Here is a 17,679-nt window from a genome sequence, read left to right as displayed (position 1 = left end):
AAGGAGGTCGCCATGTTGAGCGTCAGAGAAAAAATTGCCTATGGGCTCGGCGATACCGCCAGCAACATCGTATTTCAAACCGTCATGCTGTTTTTGACGTTTTTCTACACCGACATATTTGGGATCTCCGCCGCCTTCGTCGGCACCATGTTTTTGGCCGTGCGTATCATGGATGCGGTAACCGATCCCCTGATGGGCTATCTGGCGGATCGCACCAACACCCGCTGGGGGCGCTACCGCCCCTATTTGTTATGGTTTGCCTTTCCATTCGCCGCCATCAGCGTGTTGGCTTTCACCACACCTGATCTGAGCGAGAGTGGCAAGGAGATCTACGCCCTCATCACCTATGCCCTGTTGATGCTGGCCTACACCGCCATCAATATCCCCTACTGCGCACTGGGCGCGGCGATGACCACCAATCCGGCCGAACGGGTGTCGGTACAATCCTATCGCTTCGTGTTCGCCATGTTGGGTGGACTCATGGTCAGCGCCCTCACCCTGCCTCTGGTGGACTTTTTTGGCGCGGGCGATAAGGCCAAGGGCTATCAGCTCACCATACTGGCCATGAGCATTCTAGGTACCCTGATGTTCTTACTCTGTTTTGCCGGCACCAAGGAGCGTGATTTCACCACAGATGACAACCGCGACAACCTAAAGGCCGCTACCAAGGCGCTATGGGCCAACGATCAGTGGCGGGTGCTCTCCGCCGCCGCCATCTTCCTGTTAACCGGCTTGGTGCTGAAATCCACCCTCGCCATCTACTACGTGAAATATGTGCTCGGCCGCGAAGAGATGATCAGCCTGTTCGTCACCAGTGGCGTGATAGGCAACATCTTCGGGGTTGGGCTGGCCAAGAAGCTCGCCGACAAGGTGTGTAAGGTCAAGGCCTATATCCGGCTGCAGCTGATAGCCGCGGCGCTGTGTCTGCTCGCCTGGTTTGTTCCCAGCGATCAGTACCTGCTGGCGCTGGTGCTCTATGTCGCCTGGAACTTCACCATCAACATGGGCACGCCGCTGCTGTGGGCCAAGATGGCCGATACCGTGGATTATGGCCAGTATAAGACTGGAGTACGCACCACGGGCTTGGTCTACTCCTCGGTGATCTTCTTTATCAAGCTCGGGCTGGCCATAGGCGGCGCCTTAGCCGGTTGGCTGCTGGCCGCCTACGGTTATCAGGCCGATGCCGTTCAATCCCAGGAGACCCTGGATGGCATGGTGCTCTGCTTTACCCTGTATCCGGCGCTGGCGTCGATCGCGGTTGCCTTTATCATGCGACGCTATACACTAGACAGTCACCGGGTTGCACAGATCAGTCTGGCGCTGGAACAAAAACATTCAGGCACATAGCAGTTCAAGGAAAGCCAGCTCTTATGGCCACAATTTATGACGTTTCCATCCTGGCAGGCGTGTCGCTAGCGACCGTCTCCCGGGTAGTCAACAACACAGGCAAGGTTAGCGAGAAGACCTGTCAGAAAGTACACGATGCCATGGCGCAGCTGGGCTACCGTCCAAACAGCATCGCCCAGTCACTGGCATCTAATCGCTCTAACAGCGTTGGAGTGCTGGTGTCTCAGCTCGATGGTCCCTTCTATGGCCCCATGATGCGGGAAGTCGAATCGGCGCTGCGCTCGGCCAACAAGCATGTGATCATTGCCGCCGGCCACAGCGACGCCGCCCAGGAAAAAGACGCGGTTGAGTTTCTGCTCTCCCGTGGCTGTGATGCCCTGATCGTGGACGCCGAGATCCTCTCTAATGAGTACCTGCAGGAGCTCTGCCGCGGTTCGACCCCTGTGGTGCTGATCAACCGCCATGTGGACGGCATCGAAGAGCGCTGCGTACACCTGAATAACCTCCAGGGCGGCCTGCTCGCCAGTCGTCATGTGGTCGAACATGGCCATAAGCAGATCGCCTACATCTCGGGCCCGCTATTTAAGCTCGATGCCAGGGAGCGCCTCGAGGGCCATAAGCAGGCGCTGGCAGAGCAAGGGCTGAGCTTCGACGATAGCCTGTTTTTCGAGGGCGACTTTACCGAAGAAGGCGGCTACGAGGGAATGGCGGCACTGCTCGAACGTGGCAGCTCATTCAGCGCCGTGGTGTGCGCCAACGATCAGATGGCATCGGGAGCCATCGCCCTCTGTCTGGAGCGCGGATTAAGGGTACCGCAGGATATCTCCTTCGTGGGATTCGATAATATCCCTTTCCCCCGTTACATCTCCCCCAAGCTCACCACAGTGTGCAACCCGATACAGGACATGGGACGCATGGCCGCCAATTGGGTGTTAAAAGAGGTGTATGACAATCGCGAGGTCAGCTTCAGCCACCGTTTCGAACCCGAATTGGTAGTGCGTGAATCTGTTCAGCGCCTAGAGACAAGATAGATTTACGTCGTTAGCGAATTGATAGCTTAACCAGATAAAATCCAACACACAGAACTCCCCTCAGAAGGCTTACCTCACGAAGGTAAGCCTAAAGGCTAATCCCACTCGAAAGATTGGTCCTCAAGTCGACACACTCTAAATTAGCGCCAAACAAACACCCCGAAAAAACGCCTTAACGGTAACAAAAAATGAAAGCGCTTACATCATTTTCAGTAAATCTTAACAACCGCCAAAAATGACATATTTTAATTAAAATACAGAGAGTTAAACTCCTCAGCTCAAAGTATCCCAAACCACTAATGTAAACATTTTTTAAACATTTACCCCACAAATGGTTGACATGAAAACGTCATCATCTTAATTTATGTAAGCGCTTACATTTATACTTGCAGGCGAAGTGGTATGCAAACCTGTAAGCTTTACAACAATAGCGTCCCGAGCTGCATCGCAGCCGAGGGTCTCTGGGAGAGGAACCTGATGCAACAATTAGAATTCAAAAAATCAAAGCTAGCCACCAGTGTATCCCTGGTGCTGGGCTTGCTGTCTGCCCTACCCGCCATTGCCGAAGAAGCCCCTGCGGTTGACGGCGATATTGAAGTTATCCAAGTCACCGGCGTACGCGGTTCACAGGCCAAGGCCATGGAACTTAAACGTCAATCCGCCGGTGTTGTGGATGCCATTTCTGCCGAAGATATCGGTAAATTCCCCGACACTAACCTGGCTGAATCGCTGCAACGTATCACGGGTGTATCTATCGACCGTGTCAACGGCGAAGGCAGCAAGGTAACGGTACGTGGCTTTGGCCCCGACTTTAACCTGGTGTTGCTAAACAATCGCACCATGCCCACCGCTCAGGTGGCCGGTGAGTCTACCCGTTCATTCGAATTTGCCAACCTTGCCTCCGATGCGGTAAGCAGCGTAGAGATCTACAAGACTGGCAAAGCCGACATCAGCTCGGGTGGCATTGGCTCGACTATTAACATCCGCACCGCCCGCCCCTTCGATACGCGGGATCTGGTGGCCAGCGTTGGGGTAAAAGCCCATCATGACACCAGTGTGGAAGATGGCAGCTCTGTCACCCCTGAGATCTCAGGCATTTTCAGCAACACCTTTATGGATGACTCGCTGGGCCTGGGCTTAACGGCCTCTTATCAGAAGCGTGACAGCAACACCAAACGCGCCACCATAGATGGCTGGCGTCAGAATATAGATGGCGAGCTGAACCCTAACGCCGTGGTCGTTAACGAAAACCAAAATCCCTACGGCAACACCTTCTATGCCCGTAACATTGGCTTTGCCAGCCAGGATACCGAGCGAGAGCGTACCAATGCCCAGTTGGTATTCCAGTACGCCCCGAGCAATGACATAGAGATGACACTGGATTACACCTACTCCAAGCTCTCAGATGTCTCCAATGCCGACACCTGGGGTCTGTGGTTCTCGGGGCCGGGCAATGCCACCAACGCCCATATCAATGAAAACGGCACCTTCGATTATGTGACCGAAGTGGGCGGCGACTACTCTGGCACCATGCAGCAAAACGCCTCGGACAACATCAACAAGTCCCTGGGCTTCAACATCAAGTGGCAAGCGAGCGACAACCTGACGCTGAGCTTCGATGCCCACGACTCTAACGCCACCGCCGAAGGCACCCTGGGTGACAACGCCGATAACAAGTTCTTCATCCTGGGCGCGCTCAACATCGCCGATAAGACCTATGATGCCACCAGCACAGAGATCCCGCTGCTTGGCGCCAACTACGGCACTCTGAATCCTAACGGCGAGCCACACCTGCTGCCCGAGCACTATGCCTCCTTGTTTGCCGGAGTACGCGCCGGTCGCAATGAAACCGACGTCAATCAGTATCAGTTTGACGGCCAATGGGTAAATGAGAACAACGACGCACTATCCTCCATTGACTTTGGTGTCTCTTTCACCTCGATGGAAACCCACGCCCAGGGCTCTTACACAGGCCCGATCAGCGCCGGCTGGTATGGCAACATGGGGCTGTGGAAAGACGATGTCAGCTACGTCGGCCTGGGCTCAGACTTCTTGTCTGACTTTAGCGGTGGCGGCAGCGATATGTTGATTCCCTACTACTACACCTATGATCAGCAGGCAGCCATGGATAAGGCACAGCAACTGTACGATGTGGAGTATGTGTCAGCGCCGTGGCAAGACGACCACCTGATCAAGGAAGACACCACAGCTGCCTATATCCAGATCAACATCGACAGCGAATTTAACAACATGCCGCTGAATATCGTGGCGGGTCTACGCTACGAGCAAACCGATGTCACCGCCAGTTCGATGCAGCAAGAGGCGCAGCAGCTGGTGTGGCTCAACCCAACCGAGTGGCAGACCGTTTATGCCGACGACTTCTCTTACAGCCATGAATCCCATGACTACAAAGAGTTTCTACCAAACCTGGATATCAACCTGGAGATTGTAGAAAACGTGATTGCGCGCTTCAGTTACAGCCGCACCATCACACGTCCTACCCTGGCCTCAATGCGCGCAACCACAGCCTTGACGCCTATACCTAAGGTAGGTTCGCGTACCGGTTTTGCCGGTAACCCGTCGCTTAAGCCGTTCAGCTCGCAAAACATCGATCTGTCACTGGAATACTACTATGACGATGCCAGCTATGTGTCTGTGGGTTACTTCAACAAGGAAGTGGAAAACTTCCTGATGAACACCATAGAGACGGTGGAATACGATCATCTGCGTGACCCATACATTGGTGCCGCCGCAGAGCAAGCCCGTACAGAGCTCATCGCCAATAATGAGACCCCAAGCGATGAGGCCGTGTTCCAGTGGCTGATCGACAACGGTTATGGCGATGCCAACGGCCGCGTGCCGCAGTCAGGCAGCGATCCTGTGGCCGAGTGGAACATCAGCAAGCCCAACAACGTCGAAGATCTCAACATCAACGGCTTTGAGTTTGCCTGGCAGCACTGGTTCTGGGACACAGGCTTTGGCTTTGCCGCCAACTACACTCTGGTTGACGGTGATACAGAATACGACGTGGAGCGCGTCGATGAGCAGTTCGCCCTACCCGGCCTGTCGGACTCGGCCAACTTCTCGGTATTCTATGAGAACTACGGCGTGCAGGCGCGTCTGGCTTACAACTGGCGTGACACCTTCCTCTCTGGTATGGGTCAGGCCGAAGCCGGTGGCCCAGCCCCTCAGTTCACCGAAGCCTATGGTCAGCTAGACATGAGCGTGAGCTATCAGCTCACCGACAACCTGTCTATCTTCGCCGAAGGCATCAATATTCTGGGTGAGGAGAAACGCGTCTACGGTCGTTACGAGGAGCAGATGCTGCTAGCACAGCAAAACGCCGCCCGTTACTCCATTGGCGCTCGTTATAGCTTCTAAGCTTATCGATTGAGGTAAGGAAGAAAGTCCCGGGCAAACGCCCCTGGATGAGGTCATTGCCGCGGCGCCCGCCGCGGCTTTTTTTTATCTGTATCGACAGAAATCAAGTCTCACACCAAACTAGGCAGATGACTGGTAGTAACGTATCAAAATCGACATTACATCAGATAGTTCAGCCTTAAACGCCTCGTCAGCTTACCCGAATCGAATGAAAACTTAGTGATAAAGCCCCCTCAACCTAACTCGTTTTTGGACAGAAATGAGTCAGGGGCTTTACTAATTTAGTAACCTACGAATAACTTTAGTTACTGCAAATGTCCAATCAAGTGACCAAATTCACTATGCCACTACATAGCCGACGTTTGGCGCGAACGGTTACAAAAGAGGGGAAAGCTCTAACACATTGCAAGTTATGTGGCTTGCCTCCCTGTTTATCGTTCTGAAAAACTAGTAGCATTCCGCTATTAAACAGAATGTATATTATTACCGTCGATAAATATAAGGTTAAGTCGCTAGATGAAAATAGAACAAGTCCATGTTGTGAACTATCGAAATTTCTCTGACGCGGTAGTCAATTTTTCCGCAAGTACGCTGATTATTGGAGCAAATGATGTAGGTAAAACAAACCTAGTTCATGGTATCAGACTTCTCTTAGACAAATCATTTTCAGAGCGAGACATCGAACCGTCGGAGACTGACTTCCATATTCGCGATGACGGTACACAAGCTGATGATTTTAGTATCTCTATACGTTTCAATGAAGTAAAGGAAGACGCAGTTCTTTCAATTTTAAAAGGTCATGTTAGTGATGACGCAAAAACCGTTTTCAAGATTATCGGATTCCGGAACAGTCTAGATTACAAGATTTTCGTCGGCGAAAGTGAATCAGAATTAGAAGAAGTTTCAGGCAGATATTATCTGAAGTACATAAACTTAAGATACGTTAATGCGCAACGCAACTTACATAAGTTCATTGAGACAGAAAAGAAACACCTACTGAAAATCTCCCAAAATGAAATAGCAGGAGATGAGCGTGAAGCGGATTTGATACAGCTTTCAAAGATAGGAAGAAGCTTAAATATCATTAATGAAAGAGTAAGAAAACTAAACTATGTAAAAGATTCTACAAGTCTAGTAAATAGTGAGTTGAAGAAACTTGCTCATACCTATCATGACTATGAGGTTCATCTAGATTCTGGCTCGATACAAGTACAGCAGTTTATCGATGGTTTGAAGTTGAACGCCTCAACTAATGGCTCGAAAATGCTATTGGGTGGGGATGGCCGAAATAACCAAATTCTTTTAGCTCTATGGAAAGCTAAGAGCCAAAGAGAGTTCGACCCAGACCATGAGGTGGTCATATATTGTATTGAGGAGCCAGAGGCACACTTGCACCCTCATCAACAGAGAAAGCTTGCAAACTATTTGATTAATGAATTGCAAGGCCAGACGATTCTTACTTCACACTCTCCTCAAATTACTGAACAGTACACGCCGGATTCAATCATTAACATCATTAAACGTGGTAACTCTAGTTATGCCGCTAGCAATGGCTGCTCTGATTGTATTAGTGAATCTTGGGATAGTCTTGGTTACCGAATGAGTATTCTTCCTGCCGAAGCATTCTTCGCAAAGGCAGTCTTATTGGTGGAAGGTCCATCTGAAAAGCTGTTCTACACTGAGTTAGCTAAGTCATTGAACATCAACTTGGATTACTACAACATTTCGATTCTGTCTGTTGATGGTGTTCAATTTGAAGTATATGTGAATGTCTTAAAAGCATTAGAAGTTCCTTGGGTAATTAGAACAGACAATGACGTATTCAAAATCACAGAGAAAAAAGAAGAAAAAAGGAACTTAGCAGGCATAAATCGCTGCTTGAGCTTAACTGGTTTTAAGAAGCTTGAGCATCGAGACATAACAACGACATCTGTTTCTTTGGTGGAAGATGATACTTGGGCCACTATTTCTAACCATATAAACCCTCGCGGAGCATACTTAGCCAAAGTTGATTTGGAAACTGACCTATCCTATGAATTACCAAATGAGTTACTAGCATACACAGGTAAAGAAGAACTGGCTGAAGCGATATCCTACCTAGCAGAGAAAAAAGCTATAAGAATGCGAGAGTTCTTAGTCTGTTCTAAAGACAGCTTGAAACAAATAGCTGAGGGTGAGCTCGCCCGCCCGCTATTTGATTGTGTAAAAAAAGCTAAGTTATAGAGGGTGATATGAACAATTCATTTAGCCCAACCAAAGAGCAAGCTGATGCCATTTCAGCTGACGGCAACATGGTAATTACAGCATGTCCAGGAAGCGGAAAAACAACTGTAATTGTAGAGAAAATGCGCAATGAAATAGATGGATTGAACGAATTTCAAGGCGTCATTGGCATAACGTTTACTGTGAAAGCAAGCAAGGAGTTGCGTAAGCGTTGTAAAGCGGGGGCATTTAATACTAAATCTAGCTTTTTTGGCACTATTGATCATTTCTGCTTGAGTGAAATAATCTTTCCATTCGCGAACAGAATTTTTGAGAAAACTGACCTCGATGTCGAATGCATATCATACAAAGATTTAGATGCTGCGTACAAACAGAGCTTGCCAGATCTATCCGAACCAAAGGTTGTATTACGTACAACAGACTATCATGTTCTAGAACTTGAGTTTCAACGACATTACAGCGAAGGCTTTGTTTTATTGGAAGCCATAGGTGTGATTGCAAATATGATATTGCAAAACTCAGAGGCATGTAGACGATACATTCGCTCGAAATACACATCTATTTACATTGACGAATATCAAGACTCATCTGAACCACAACACAAATTGTTTCTTAACATGTTAGGCCTGGGGTTGAAAGCAATCGCGGTAGGAGACGTAAATCAATCTATATATGAATGGAGAGGAAGTGACTCTAAATACATCAATGAATTGATCGAAAAAACAGATACATTTCAGCACCACAGAATTGATGTAAATCACAGGTGTCATCCTTCTATTACGAACTACGCAAATAGGTTATTTGATCAAAACGCGACACTGTTACCTACCAATCAAATCCGAGTGTTTCAGCGTCAATTCAACGGGATCCAAACGGATTTAGCGCAACAGTTAAATGATTATATTCCCCAGACTGCACAATCTTTTGGGGTCGAACTTTCAGAAGTTGCTGTTTTGGTCAGAAGAAATTCTGGTCTAGAAGGCTTGATTGAGCATTTAACCATTCCTTTCAGGGTGTACACAGATGACTCTCTGTCATCTGTGAACTCAAAGATCACCAAACTGTATCAAGATCTTTTGAAGTATCGTTTCAATCTAGATTTCTTAGTTAGCGATGTTTCTGAATTTGAAGCAAAAGCGAATAGCTTAACTTTGGTTTCTAGGGCTGAAGTTATTAACTCTATAAAGCGAGTTAGAAGCGTGACCCACGATGAGTTAGAGTCAGCACTACATCATACCTGTAGAATGCTTTTTGGTCACACTGGGAAAGACGTTGAACATTTGGCGCTACAAAGTGTTTTGGAAAACCCAAACCATCTAAAGCAATATAAGCCTAATGAAAACGAAGTTCAGGTGATGACTTTACACAAGTCAAAAGGACTTGAGTTTGAAATTGTATTTCATTTGGATTTATATGAATGGGTGTTTCCATTCAGACAATACACAGGAGATTTCAATGAGTACATTTTCCCTGACTGGGAGCAAGACTTGAACTTGCATTATGTTGGTATAACTCGGGCTAAACAAGCGTGTATATTAGCGTATAGCACTCGAAGGCTTAACGGAAATGGTGAGAATAGGCAAGGTCAGCCATCCCAATTTTTGAATATGCCCGGCTTGAACGGATTATACGCGTAGTTAGAAGTAAGTACCTAAACGGCTGATTTTTTTAAATCACTTCCTTAAAGGGCAGCTATTAACTCTCGAATCATAATTAGCCTTTTCAATACAAAAATGTGCATCAATACGTAGTGCTTTTTCGAGTTAACTCAATTTTTAGACATAAACGAGCTAGAGTTTCTGTCCTAGCTCGCTGAACTGAGATTAGAAATAATATCTTGAAGCCTTAACACTGGTTAAGCTACAGTTTCAAGTTCTTCTTCAGCTTCAAACCACGATGACGTATCAATTTGAAAGTCATGTTGGTCAATAGTAATATCAGTAGGATCTTCAACAGTTAAGTCAATAGAAACGCTAAAAGGATAGTTTTCATATAGTTCTGTAAAGTCCTCCCCCCTACCGTATTCTTGAGTAACATAAACTGTACCCGAGACAGCTACAGTAATTCCGTTTTCCTCTAGATAAGTAACCACAAGCTCCTCTGGAGATACAGATTCTACTATTACGTTGTGTGCTAGCATGTCTAGCTCGCTTGGAAAATTATTGATAACGTAGTCGAATAGGTGATCTTGTAAGGTATCAGGAATACTATTGACTACTAAATTTCCCATAGAGTCAATTTCTTCAATCACTTCTCTAGAACGCTGAATAATATACTTCATATCTGCGTAAAACTGCTTAGGGCAAGCGTTTAAGTGTTTTTCTGTAATATGGGTATATTTATTGAAGAAGTTAAATTCTTTGAGGTAATCTTTAATACTCTGGTTTAAATCTTCTAACAACACAGTATCCAGATAGGCGTCTGACAGCATTCCTTGTGCGCAATATTTAAGTTTTTGACGTCTAGTTATTTCAAATCTATCACTCTCTCTCGAATACCAAGTTGCAGACTTCACTTTGCTATCAGGAGCTCTGCGATCAATAATTCGTAAAACAAGCTCTCTCATTGAGAAAGCAAAGTTGTGAAACCTCAACGGATTTCCATGAGAACAATAGTTTCTTAGGCTAGCTACGAATAATGTTTTTTCAAAGTCAGTAACTAAGAGCCCTTCAAAGTCTTTTATAAAATCATGCTGTAATAAGTGTTTTAATTTCATTGTATACCACTATTCGAATGAAGCTTAGCCGCGTTAAGTACGTAGCTTATTAATACTTTGAGTCATTTCAGTAATTGCAGCCTTAAGTACTTGTAAACAAATCTTAGCTGTATGCTCTCTTGGTGTGAAGCCTGATGACATTTGTTGATAAGGGTGAATATAATTACGAAAGTCCCTTAAAGTATGTGAAAACTTATAGGTATCTAGCTGAATTAGTTCTAAATCTTTTGCCACATCAATAAAGGCAGCGAGAGTCCAGTCATAAAACGGTTGAACTTTACCGTCACGATTTTTTGGGGAAGACTTCACCGTGTTAAATGCTCGTGGATAACTAGAAGCTAATCCAAGAAAAACCCCTTCTAAAGTACTACCAGCGATTAGAATCGTAGAAAGGTACGCTGCCGAACTATAAGTTTTTTCAATTTCATCGACTCGTTTGTTCAGTACGTCAGTTACATTGGGGTCTAAGCCTAAATCAGAGATAGTGAAACCACTAAACTCACGACTTAAAAAGTCAGACTCAGACAGACTGCTTGATTTCACGCTATCCTCGTTTAACTCCACTTTATGAAGCTTCTTGAAGGTTATTTCAGCTTCATTTCTAACAACTTGCCATTTATCAAAAGCTAAATACTGGTTAAATTCGACAATACAGTGATCCAACTCGTCAATACGTCTAATAAAATTGACAGGATTGAATACTGCTTTAATGCACTTATCAAGTTGAGGTGTTCCATTGATTGCTTCTAAACAATCGTCTGTATACTTCCAACGAGAGGGGAAGCCTTGTCCATATGAGTGATTAAAACCTAGAGCATTAAAAAACTTAACCAAATTTGGCCCAGAACGATACTCAGTCTCTTCGTTTATTAAGTCTCGAAGTTTTTCACTCGTTTTACTGCTGATGATCATTCAAATTCCTCTAGTACATAACGCGTCTCAGACAGCGAACCTGCATCTTTTGTATCGTTATAATGCCGCCTTTATTCTGTTATATCAAAGAAAAATCAGAGTGTTAGTGACGGATAGAGCAAGCTAGGTCACCAGATGTTGCCTAAGTAGGATGCAGGGCTCTTCCTTACGCCCTTTAGATAAGTTTTAGTAGGGGAAATCTGTGGTATCAGAATATGAATGAACTTTTACTCTAACTCGAAAAGGTGCAAAAATCAGTTAGCTTTCACGTCTTAAATACACCAATACCGCCAAATCGAAGAGACGTTGGATACCGAGTGTAGATACGCCGGTGACCTTCGGTTTCAGGGATGAAACCGCAGAGCGGCCAGGGATGGCGCACAGCGTGTCACAGGCGTATCTGCACATGAGCCCGCCGCAGGTGATAGGTTGCTATGACGGTACGACCTTCAATTCATATACCAATGACGATAGCGCCAGACGCTACAACAACAAAAGTGCAAACAAAGCCCCCCGCCGGGCAGGCGTTAGGTTGCCATGAAAGTACGACTTTCAAACTCACTCAACAGCTCAACACGCCCCTAGACGTTATTCACCCAAACTCCAACATCCCAAACCTTCCCCCACCAGCCTTTGGAAAATGTCCATATCCCCCATGGCAGCACCTAGATGCTGCCTCTACCATTTTCATCTTCCCCCCGTTAACTGATACACTCGTCACAAATTCACGAAGAGTCGGCGCCGCGGCGTATGACTCCAACGCAATTGAGAGTGCAATGCAAGGAACTTTGAAGAAGATGCGCACCAGGCTCGATGAGCAAGGCCTGGCCAGTTATCACCTACTATTGGGCGACAATGAAGTCGAGCTTAACCCTTTAATCGGCAGCAAGATGAAGCTCGTTCATACGGGTAACATCTTCTGCTGCAACTGCGGTAAGAAGACCAAGAAGAGCTACTCCCAGGGCCACTGCTTCGTCTGCATGAAGAAGCTGGCGAGCTGCGATATGTGCATCATGAAACCCGAGACCTGCCATTTTGCCGAAGGCACCTGCCGCGAGCCCGAGTGGGGCGAGGCCAACTGTTTCGTGCCCCATTATGTCTACCTCTCCAACACCTCGGGGCTCAAGGTGGGCATCACCCGCCATACCCAGCTGCCGACCCGCTGGATAGATCAGGGTGCGACCCAAGGCCTGCCTATCCTTAAAGTCTCCAGTCGTCAGCTGTCTGGCCTTATCGAGGTGGAGCTGGCCAAGATGATCGCCGACAAGACCAACTGGCGCGCCATGCTAAAAGGCAATGCCGACCCTTTACCGCTGAAACAACACGCCGAAGAGCTGCTGCCACAGATTGAGCAGCATATTCACAGCCTGGCGATGGCCCATGGCGAATACGCCATCGAGCGGTTGAATGAAGAGATAGTGGCCATCGACTATCCGGTGAGCGAGTTCCCCACCAAGATAGCCTCCCACAACTTCGACAAAGATCCGGTTGTAAGCGGCACCCTACTGGGGATCAAGGGGCAATACCTGATCTTCGACACAGGAGTGATCAACCTGCGTAAATTTACCGCCTACGAGGTCAGCTTCGAGGCCGAGTGACCTGAGATTTCGTGACTCAGATGCCCGCGCCTGCATACCCTCGCCTGCATATCTAAGGTATGCAGGTTCTTTCATCGCCAATCTAATGTAAATTTTTCGATAAGCTCTGGTGCAGTTTCTTTCTGCGAAATCAGGGTTATGAAGCGCCACACTCCGCTAGAAGCAATGTCACTTACAGCACTGCCGTCCCCCTTCCCCACAGCTAACACTTCAGCTGAAGCAACAGCAAACAGCCAAATCAAATCGCGACGCCAAACGCAATTCCAAACGCAATTCCAAACACGAGCCTAGCCGACACAAAAATGTAACATATGTAAATCCCGAGCAAACTTAAATGATAATCTATATCATTCGCATCAAATTATTGTTCAACCTTTTTTCGTACTTAACCTTAGGATAACTTGATGCCCGCTCACCTTCCTTTAAAGAAATCACCTTTGGCCCTCTACACCAGCCTCTTCTGTCTTGGGCTGATGAGTCAGGCGACCGTCGCCGCCGATGCCAGCATAGAACGCATTATTGTCACCGGTAGCCGCAGCGCCGAAAGCATCGAGGAGGTGCCCTCTTCGGTGACCCTGATCGACAACAAGACCCTGGCGCAGGATATGTTGATCACCTCTGAACTACAGAACATGCTGGCGTTTCGCGTGCCGGGCATGGCCCCCAGCACAGGCACCTCGAGTAATGCCGGTCAAACACTGCGTGGCCGTAAAGCACTGGTGATGATCGACGGCGTACCTCAGTCTACCCCGCTGAGAAACGGCAGCCTGGGCATTCGCTCTATCGATCCCAGCGCGATTGAGCGCATCGAGGTGATCAAGGGTGCAACCTCCATCTATGGCAACGGCGCCTCGGGCGGGATCATCAACTACATCACCAAGACCCCAAGCAGCGATACCAAGGCCAGCGTTGAGCTGGGCGCCTCGAGTAAATTCAGTGCGGTCAAGTTTGAAGACAGCGCAGGTTACCGCTACCACGCCAGAGTGGACGGTACCCTGGATAAGTTCAGCTATGTGGTCAGCGCCGCCGAGGAGGAGACAGGCCTCGAATATGACGCCGAGGGCGATATCATTGGCTTGATCTACGGCCTGTCGGAAACCAAGTCGCAAAACCTGTTCACTAAGCTGGCCTATGAGTTTGACAGCGAGAAGCAGGTGCAGCTGACCTACAACTACTATGAGGCGCAGCAAAACGCCGATCTCATGGATGTTACCGGCAGCGTCAACAGCGGCGAGAAAACCTACGCCATCAAGAGCAGTGAACCTAAGCCGGGCGTACCACAGGGGCCGCGAGGCAACCACAACCTGATGCTGAAATACACAGATCAGGAGCTCTTCAACCAGACCCAGCTCACCTTGGACGCCTATTACCAGAAGATCGAAAACATGTTCTTCTACTCTGCCGCGCTGGCCAACCCCAGCGAAGGCTATGATGGCGGCCAGTCACTAATCCGCTCAGAGAAGCGCGGCCTGCGAGTCAACCTCAACAGCTACGCCGACTGGGACAATGTGTCAGCAAGCTTCATCTATGGTATCGATGCCCTGAACGATGTCAGCTCACAGCCGCTAAACGATGGCCGCATCTGGGTGCCCGAGATGGACATGAGCAACCTGGCGGGTTATCTACAAACCAAGTTGACCATTAATGATGACTGGATTGTCAAAGCCGGCGTGCGCCACGACAGAGTCGATATCGCCATAGACGATTACAAGACCCTCAAGGTGTGCCGCAGCGCCGACACCTGCTCAGTGCCGTTCGACGTTAAGGGCGGCGAGCTTAACTTCACCTCCACCACCTATAACCTGGGCCTGCGCTATCAGCTAGATGACGCCTTCAGCCCGTTCGCCAGCTTCTCACAGGGGGCGGACATCTCAGATCTTGGCCGCCTGCTGCGCACGGCCACGGTTAATGATATCTCGCTGATCCAGACAGAGGCGTCGATCGTCGACAACTATGAGGTGGGCTTCTCGGGCCACTATGACAAGCTAAGCTATGAGCTGGCGGCGTATCGCAGCACCTCAGAGCTGGGCACCAGCAACGCCTATGACGCCGCGACCGGGGTTTACATGCCGGTGCGTGCACCGCAGAAGATCTGGGGGTATGAGGCGCAGCTGGCCTACCAATGGCTGGATAATCTCGCCACAGACATCAGCTACAGCTGGGTCGAGGGTAAGGACACGAAGAAGGACATCTACTTAGATGGCCAGGTGATCTCGGCGCCTAAGTTTACCGCCTCGATCAACTGGCAGCCGATCGACGATGCCAACATCGCCATCAACTACCTGTATGTGGGCGATCGTAAGCGCTTCGAGACGGTCGATGGCCAGTATGTGGGCGCCCAAGGGCCGGTGAGTCACTACAACCTGGTGAACCTCAGCAGCAGCTATCAATTGGATAACTGGCAGCTCAGCCTAGGGGTCGAGAACCTGTTGAATGAAGATTACTACTCGGCGCGTTCACAGGCCTTTACCTATGCGGGCTACAACACCAAGGGCCTTGGCACCACCATCAACCTTGGCGTGAAGACACGTTTCTAACCGAAACAAGAGCGCCGCCCAGTTACCCGGCGGCGCTTTTTTCCGACTCGTGCGTGAGAGATCTAGCAAGCGTGTGTTAGCAAGCGTGTGTTAGCAAGAATGCGTTCGTGAACATATGAGAGCGTACGCTAATGCCTCTATTTTCTTACGCGCTAACAGCTTAGCTTGCTCACAACACTAGTCTTTGTCGCTCGCTTGCTCTTTATCGCTCGCTTTTTCCTTGCCTAGCACAGTGATCTTGCCCTTCTTGGCAACCCCGGCTAATCCCAGCGCCTGACTGCCAACACTGTCATAAGCCAGCTCGATTCGCTCAAGATGCCCCTCGCTCTTAGGCACTGTGATGGCGCGGCTCGACAGCCCCTTGGTCAAGACACCGAGATTGTCCACCTTCTTCGACTCGCCATCGCTCATGAAGAGCTCGATCTGTTTTAGATTAACCGTGCCCTGATCGCACCTGAGTTTAATACTGGTTAGGTTCTGCTCCTTGCGCCCCAGCTTAACCTTATCCACCTCGGCCTTATAGTCGACCGTCTTCTGGGCTAGCTCACGCCACTCGGACGCCAGCGCCCGGTTGGCCGTCAGCGGCGTTAGCAGCACTAAGCCCATCAAGAACAAGCCCATCAAGAACGAGCCCAGCAAGGGCAAAGGCTTAATGCCGATAACCCGTGAGAGATGATGTTTAAAAGATGACAACATGGCGATACTCCTTATCTAATAAATGACTTGCTATAAGGCCTGGGACCAACTTCACCGCTGGTTGGTGTGCTCACATTGACTGCACTCCATTTAGTGAACACGCAGGCCGATAATAATCCAACTAACTTCTAGTAAAGCTTAATCTTCTAGTAAAGCTTAATCTTCTAGTAAAGTTTAATCCTTCCTACTAAGCCCCATTAACCCTAAAAAACATTAGTAAATCCTATCGGCTTCGGCCAATCAGATGACTATAAGGGTGCGCGAACACCGCCTTACAAGCTTCTGGCTAAGACTGATTAAGGGGTTTGCGGCAACTCGCTGAGCATCTTATTAATCACCCGAGCAAGCCTCTCGTCGGCCTGCTGCGCTGCCAGGGTGCTGTCTTGATTTAACGGGGTAAATCCCTGAGCTAACACCCGCCAGCTAGGCTCCATCAATCTAGGGTCGAACACCAGAAGCAACACAGAGCCTTTCTCGAAGCGGCGCATATCCACCCCTTGGGCCGAGACGCCCGGCACTAGCCCGACTTTCTGCAGGATCTCACCATCGCTCATGGTATCGCCGAGGGCCACGCCATAGCCGATCAAGAGATCTGGCGAATCCGATGCAGGCACCTGTCGATAGCCCTTGGCCTGCATCACGGCGGTGATGGCGCCGCGCATGCGGGATTTTAACTGTTCCGGCTTCACCTCTTCCTCCACATTGAGTAGCTCGAAATCTGGGTGCAGGGCAAATGCCTGTACATCTTGGCTAGCTGGCCCCTGGATGAAGCTCAAATCCCCGCTGGCCACCAGGGTCAGACGATCCTCGGGCGCCATCGACAGTTGCAGCGGCTCCTCCTGAGTCACGCTGCAGGCGGTGACGCTGGTGATAAGCAACAGGCCCAGGCCCAAGTTCAAGCTCAGTTTTAACAAGCTAGATTTCATTTCGTCTCCTCGTCCTTAATAGGAATCATCCTTCACAGAGATAGTCGGATTGGACCAAGTATCGCATTGCACCAAGTATAAGCGAAAGATCATGAACCTAGGCTGACAAAACCTTAACAATCATCTTGCTAGGTGATACGACGACAGCCAAAACCAATAACTAAAACCAATGACCAAAACCAGCAGCCATGAGAGAAGTTGAAAGATGATGAGAGAATAAGAACCTGAGCGAGACAGATAAAAAAACGCCGGCAAGATACCGACGTTTTTAGCTTAGAGAAACTAAGAACAACTTAGCGCAGCTTAGTTAAA

General features: G+C 48.6%; 11 protein-coding genes. 7 read left to right on the top strand and 4 right to left on the bottom strand.

What is annotated here, in order from left to right:
* Window positions 1-12: 12 nt before the first annotated feature.
* The 5 genes from AYI87_RS01160 to AYI87_RS01140 all read left to right on the top strand — a co-directional run bounded on the left by AYI87_RS01160 (window position 13) and on the right by AYI87_RS01140 (window position 9,619).
* Entirely contained in the window at window positions 13-1,347 is a 1,335-nt protein-coding gene (locus AYI87_RS01160) for a glycoside-pentoside-hexuronide (GPH):cation symporter (protein WP_144198888.1), read from the top strand.
* Between the two features lie 23 nt (window positions 1,348-1,370).
* Window positions 1,371-2,378, top strand: coding sequence for a LacI family DNA-binding transcriptional regulator (locus AYI87_RS01155; protein WP_144198886.1), 1,008 nt, complete (start codon window positions 1,371-1,373; stop codon window positions 2,376-2,378).
* A 477-nt stretch (window positions 2,379-2,855) separates the two neighbouring features.
* Window positions 2,856-5,759: a TonB-dependent receptor gene (locus tag AYI87_RS01150; RefSeq protein ID WP_260865042.1), complete on the top strand. Its 2,904-nt coding sequence runs from the start codon at window positions 2,856-2,858 to the stop codon at window positions 5,757-5,759.
* 516 nt (window positions 5,760-6,275) lie between these two features.
* The gene (locus tag AYI87_RS01145; protein WP_144198884.1) at window positions 6,276-7,982 is read left to right on the top strand and encodes an ATP-dependent nuclease; all 1,707 of its coding nucleotides are present in this window, start codon (window positions 6,276-6,278) and stop codon (window positions 7,980-7,982) included.
* An 8-nt stretch (window positions 7,983-7,990) separates the two neighbouring features.
* Window positions 7,991-9,619 carry a UvrD-helicase domain-containing protein gene (locus AYI87_RS01140; protein WP_144198882.1) on the top strand — a complete coding sequence of 543 codons (1,629 nt, stop codon included), beginning with the start codon at window positions 7,991-7,993 and terminating at the stop codon, window positions 9,617-9,619.
* Between the two features lie 218 nt (window positions 9,620-9,837).
* Here the strand turns inward: AYI87_RS01140 and AYI87_RS01135 are convergent, their stop codons facing one another.
* Window positions 9,838-10,698: a hypothetical protein gene (locus AYI87_RS01135; RefSeq protein WP_144198880.1), complete on the bottom strand. Its 861-nt coding sequence runs from the start codon at window positions 10,696-10,698 to the stop codon at window positions 9,838-9,840.
* Window positions 10,699-10,731: 33 nt separating this feature from the next.
* Window positions 10,732-11,610, bottom strand: a complete 879-nt coding sequence (locus tag AYI87_RS01130; RefSeq protein WP_144198878.1) for a hypothetical protein — start codon at window positions 11,608-11,610, stop codon at window positions 10,732-10,734.
* Between the two features lie 776 nt (window positions 11,611-12,386).
* On the opposite strand from AYI87_RS01130, the gene AYI87_RS01125 reads away from it, so the two are divergent.
* Window positions 12,387-13,208 carry a DUF2797 domain-containing protein gene (locus tag AYI87_RS01125; protein ID WP_144198876.1) on the top strand — a complete coding sequence of 274 codons (822 nt, stop codon included), beginning with the start codon at window positions 12,387-12,389 and terminating at the stop codon, window positions 13,206-13,208.
* Between the two features lie 404 nt (window positions 13,209-13,612).
* Window positions 13,613-15,745, top strand: coding sequence for a TonB-dependent receptor (locus AYI87_RS01120; protein ID WP_144198874.1), 2,133 nt, complete (start codon window positions 13,613-13,615; stop codon window positions 15,743-15,745).
* A 177-nt stretch (window positions 15,746-15,922) separates the two neighbouring features.
* Here the strand turns inward: AYI87_RS01120 and AYI87_RS01115 are convergent, their stop codons facing one another.
* Both AYI87_RS01115 and AYI87_RS01110 read right to left on the bottom strand, forming a co-directional pair.
* On the bottom strand, window positions 15,923-16,441 hold the full coding sequence (locus AYI87_RS01115) for a hypothetical protein (RefSeq protein WP_144198872.1): 519 nt from the start codon (window positions 16,439-16,441) through the stop codon (window positions 15,923-15,925).
* 296 nt (window positions 16,442-16,737) lie between these two features.
* The gene (locus AYI87_RS01110) at window positions 16,738-17,367 is read right to left on the bottom strand and encodes a DUF4136 domain-containing protein (RefSeq protein WP_144198870.1); all 630 of its coding nucleotides are present in this window, start codon (window positions 17,365-17,367) and stop codon (window positions 16,738-16,740) included.
* Between the last annotated feature and the right edge of the window lie 312 nt (window positions 17,368-17,679).

The sequence above is a fragment of the Shewanella sp. KCT genome (assembly GCF_007636505.1).
GTDB lineage: Bacteria > Pseudomonadota > Gammaproteobacteria > Enterobacterales > Shewanellaceae > Shewanella > Shewanella halotolerans.
This window is presented reverse-complemented; position numbering and strand designations above follow the sequence as displayed.

What these genes read in the sequence shown, in the direction of transcription:
- AYI87_RS01150 (WP_260865042.1), top strand. Translation starts at nt 2,856, where the DNA reads ATGCAACAATTAGAATTCAAAAAATCAAAGCTAGCCACCAGTGTATCC.
- AYI87_RS01125 (WP_144198876.1), top strand. Translation starts at nt 12,387, where the DNA reads ATGCAAGGAACTTTGAAGAAGATGCGCACCAGGCTCGATGAGCAAGGC.
- AYI87_RS01155 (WP_144198886.1), top strand. Translation starts at nt 1,371, where the DNA reads ATGGCCACAATTTATGACGTTTCCATCCTGGCAGGCGTGTCGCTAGCG.
- AYI87_RS01120 (WP_144198874.1), top strand. Translation starts at nt 13,613, where the DNA reads ATGCCCGCTCACCTTCCTTTAAAGAAATCACCTTTGGCCCTCTACACC.
- AYI87_RS01145 (WP_144198884.1), top strand. Translation starts at nt 6,276, where the DNA reads ATGAAAATAGAACAAGTCCATGTTGTGAACTATCGAAATTTCTCTGAC.
- AYI87_RS01140 (WP_144198882.1), top strand. Translation starts at nt 7,991, where the DNA reads ATGAACAATTCATTTAGCCCAACCAAAGAGCAAGCTGATGCCATTTCA.
- AYI87_RS01115 (WP_144198872.1), bottom strand. Translation starts at nt 16,441, where the DNA reads ATGTTGTCATCTTTTAAACATCATCTCTCACGGGTTATCGGCATTAAG.
- AYI87_RS01110 (WP_144198870.1), bottom strand. Translation starts at nt 17,367, where the DNA reads ATGAAATCTAGCTTGTTAAAACTGAGCTTGAACTTGGGCCTGGGCCTG.
- AYI87_RS01135 (WP_144198880.1), bottom strand. Translation starts at nt 10,698, where the DNA reads ATGAAATTAAAACACTTATTACAGCATGATTTTATAAAAGACTTTGAA.
- AYI87_RS01160 (WP_144198888.1), top strand. Translation starts at nt 13, where the DNA reads ATGTTGAGCGTCAGAGAAAAAATTGCCTATGGGCTCGGCGATACCGCC.
- AYI87_RS01130 (WP_144198878.1), bottom strand. Translation starts at nt 11,610, where the DNA reads ATGATCATCAGCAGTAAAACGAGTGAAAAACTTCGAGACTTAATAAAC.